This window comes from Actinophytocola sp., from assembly GCF_036402745.1.
Lineage (GTDB): Bacteria > Actinomycetota > Actinomycetes > Mycobacteriales > Pseudonocardiaceae > Actinophytocola.
In genome coordinates this window covers 1-3,623 of record NZ_DASWSJ010000045.1, presented here as the reverse complement: position 1 = coordinate 3,623, position 3,623 = coordinate 1, and the positions used below count along the sequence as shown (strand labels likewise).

Genomic DNA, 3,623 nt, shown 5'->3' with positions numbered 1-3,623 from the left:
GTTTTGCGCAGCAGGTTGGAGATGTGGACGCTGACGGTCTTCTCGCTGACCACCAGCTCCCGGGCGATCTCCCGGTAGGTCCAGCCGGCCACGACGTACTCGAGCACCTCCCGCTCGCGCCGGGTGAGTCCAGGCAGCGCCTGCCCGGAGCCGGCCGGATGACCGTCGGGAACAACCGGCGACACCCGTGTGCTGCGAGCGAGCGCCTCGACGTCGGCGAGCAGCGGCGCGGCCTGCAGGGACCCTGCCAGCTGATGGGCGCGGCGCAGTGCGGCAATTCCGGCCTCCCGGACGGACACATCCTGCCGCATACGAAGCAAGGCCTCGGCGGCGCGCCAGTTGGCGTAGGCGTCGTCCCAAGGTAGATCCGCCGCGGCACAAGCATCCGCGGCCCGGACCCATCCGGTTGCGGCACCCGGCTCAGCGTGGCCGCGCTGCAGCTCGGCCAGGTAGACGGCCTGCATGGCATCGACCTCGGCGCGGTAGACCAGGCCCGTCCCGGACCTCCTCGCGACCATCGGGTACCGGCGCCACAAGTCCTCCAGCACCGTCATCGGCGCGGCCAGCTCGCCACCGCGATCGCGGAGTACCTGCGCCTGATCGGCTGCGGCCCTCGCGGCGAGCGGGACCAGCCGCTCTACCAGGTAGGGCTGGACGCCGTCGGCGGCGATGCCCTCCAAGGCCGAGGCGATCCCGCGGTCGAGGTCGCCGGTCATCACGGCGAGCTCCGCGCGTACCGCCGCGAAGAACAATCCCACGTACGCGGCGGGATCGGTGCACAGCTCCTCCGCGCGGGCGAGGTGCGCCTCCGCCTCTGCGAACCGCCCTTGCCGGGACGCGAGCAGGGCCGCGGTCAGCCGGGTCAGCATGCCGGCCCAGGGCCCGGGCGTCGAGCCCAGCGCGAACCGCAATCGGTCGAGGCAGGCGCGCCAGTCCCCGCGGAGGAGCAGTTCGTGGGCTTCGTTGGCGGACAGCCACGCCGTGTAGATGTGCGGGGCGTCCAGTGATGTCATCTCCTCGCGGCCGCGGCGGAACTCGTCCGCGATCTCCCGGCCGGACCTGAACCCCATGGTGTGGCTTATCTGACTCGCGGAACGCATGTAGGCGCGGAAGTCCTCTGCCTGCAGTGCCGCCGCGCGGGCCTCGGCCTGCTCGGCCGGCGCTTCGGTTGCACCGGCGGTCAGTCGCGCCTCCGCCACCGCCGACAAGGCGTAGGAGAGTGCCTTGGCAGACCCACACGCCCGGGCCAAGCGAACGGCCTCCGCTGCGCGATTCTGCCCCTGCGGCTGGTCATGCCAGAGCTCGGCCCACGCGAGCTGTGCCATCGCCAATGCGTGCTCGGGGCTGTCCGGGTGCCCGGCGGACAACCGGACGGCCTCCTGTACGTCGTCCAGCGGTGTGAACGCCCGGCCGGTCAGCGTGCGCAGGCTCATCCGGTAAGCCAGCAGTTCGGCGGCCAGAAGCGGCTGCCGGTCGCGGTCGAGGAGCGCCAGCAGGTCGTTGACAGCAGCGAACTCCTCCTCGAGATCCGCGGTCCGCTCGGCCGCCGCCCGGATCCGCTGCAGCAGGTCGAGTCGCGTCATGCCGCCCGGCGGCGCCGCCGCGACGAGGTCGAGCGCTTGGCGGAGCAGCCTGAGCGCTTCGGCGTTTCCACCTGCGCGCTCGGCCGCGTCGGCACCGTGCAGGGCCCACTGGTAAGCCTCGGCCTGCTGCCCGGCCCGCAGGTGATGCTCGGCGAGGGCAATGGCCCGCTCCAGGCTCACCTCGGAGTCACGTCCACGCGGCGCCTGCAGCGCAGTCGCGAATGCGGCATGCAGCGCGCGCCGCTTCTCGGGCAGCAGGCCCTCCTCCAAAACCTCGGCCAGCAGTGGATGGGTGAACCAGTAGGCCCCATTCGCACCGGCCTCGAGCACGCCGACGTCCACGGCCTCCTGAAGTGCGGGCAGGGCGTCCTTGCTCACTCCCGTCGCGGCAGCCACCTTCACGAGCATGTCCGAGCCGTGCGGCCTGCCTGCCACGGCGACGAGCCGGGTGAGCTCCCGTGTCTCTGCGGACAGGCCGTGCCAGGAACGGGCCACTGCCTCCCGAAGCTCGGCCGGCAGACCGGGAGGCAACGACCCGGCATCAGCCGGCAGATCGCGCACGAGCAGCGAGGTCAGATACGGATTGCCTTGCGCGCGGGCAAAGACGTCGTCGACGAGATCCTCGCGAGGAGGACGTCCGAGCAAGCCGCCGATCTGCTCGGCGGTCGCCACCCGGTCCAGGGGACCCAATCGCAACTCACGGACTCCCGGCAGTCGGCGGACGTCGGCCAGCCAGCGGCGAAGCGCCAGGCCCTCCTCGCCGGAACGCACCGTGACGATCGTCGCCAACCTTCGATCAGGCGCGCCGGCGAGCACGTACATCAGCACATCCAACGAGCTCTGGTCCGCCCACTGCAGATCGTCAGCTACCAGGACGACCGTCCGCCGGCGACACATCTCTTCCAGCCAGGCGTCGAACTCGACCGGCGCGGACCCAGCAGGTTGACCGTCCGCCACTCGCAGGACGGGTGGCGGAACGTCGTCCACGCCGGCCCAGGTCCGGACGGCCGTCGCCAGCGGCAGGAACGGCACCGCCAGGGAGCTCAGCGGCAGACAGGGCGCCCAGAGGGTGTCGGCTGTCGCGGCGACGCGTGAGCACGACGCCCGTACCAACGCCGTCTTGCCCACCCCAGCCTCGCCGGAGATCAGCAGGGTGCCGGCTCGGCCGACGGTGGCACCAGCCACCAGATCGACCACATGCGTGACGTGGTCAGCGCGTCCTACGAATGGCCCGGATCTCGACATGGGCAGCCCCCAACCGCACTCATTCTGCCACTGGCGAGGGGGCCCGTCGCTCGAGTGGGCCTACTGGCGGCGGGGGGGCGGCGGTCAGGTCTTGAGGGCCTGGTGGATCTGGCGCTGTGCGGCGTCGCCGGGGTCGTGGCCGCCGGGATGCTCGTGGCCTTTTGCGCCGGGGATCGTGGCCAGCAGCCAGTCGGTGTGCTCGATGGTCGTGTTGTCATCCTCCGAGCCGTACCAGACATCGACCGGCACCTCGATCGCTCGTGGATCGAATCCCCACGGCTTCGTCAGTGCGAGATAGTCGTCAATCCACCCGTCCAGCCCGTCGACACAGGTCGCCTGCATTCGTTCGCGCCGGCCACCGTCCGCTACTGCTTGGTCGAACTCGCCGAGGATCTCCTGGCCCCGGCGGCCCAGCTGGTCCCGCAGAAAGGCCTCGCCTCGTCTCGCGTCCGGCACCCAGTCGAGGGCGTCGAAGGGCCGGGTACCCGGTGCGGCGATTCCGGCGACCGTGCTGCAGCGGATGACACGGTCAGGGAGGAGTGCGGCACACGCGAGCGCGTGCGGGCCTCCTCCGGAAAACCCAGTGACGGCGAACCGATCCCACTCCAGCTGGTCCGCGAGCAACTCGGTGTCGGCGGCAACATCTGCGACGGATCGTCGTGGCCGGCGGCTCGAACCGTAACCCGGCCGGCCGTGCAGGAGCACCCGCAAACCGCTGTCCTCGATTGACGCAACCACGTCCGGTCGCTCCCAGCGAGTCCCTGGGGTGCCGTGGTGAGCGATCACCGGTACGCC

General features: G+C 71.1%; 2 protein-coding genes. Both read right to left on the bottom strand.

Going from position 1 to position 3,623, the window contains the following annotated elements:
* On the bottom strand, positions 1-2,780 hold a 2,780-nt coding region (locus VGD70_RS04875), incomplete at its 3' end, for a helix-turn-helix transcriptional regulator (RefSeq protein ID WP_331078531.1).
* A gap of 132 nt (positions 2,781-2,912) precedes the next feature.
* The coding region (locus VGD70_RS04870) for an alpha/beta hydrolase (protein WP_331078529.1) at positions 2,913-3,623 on the bottom strand (711 nt) is incomplete at its 5' end.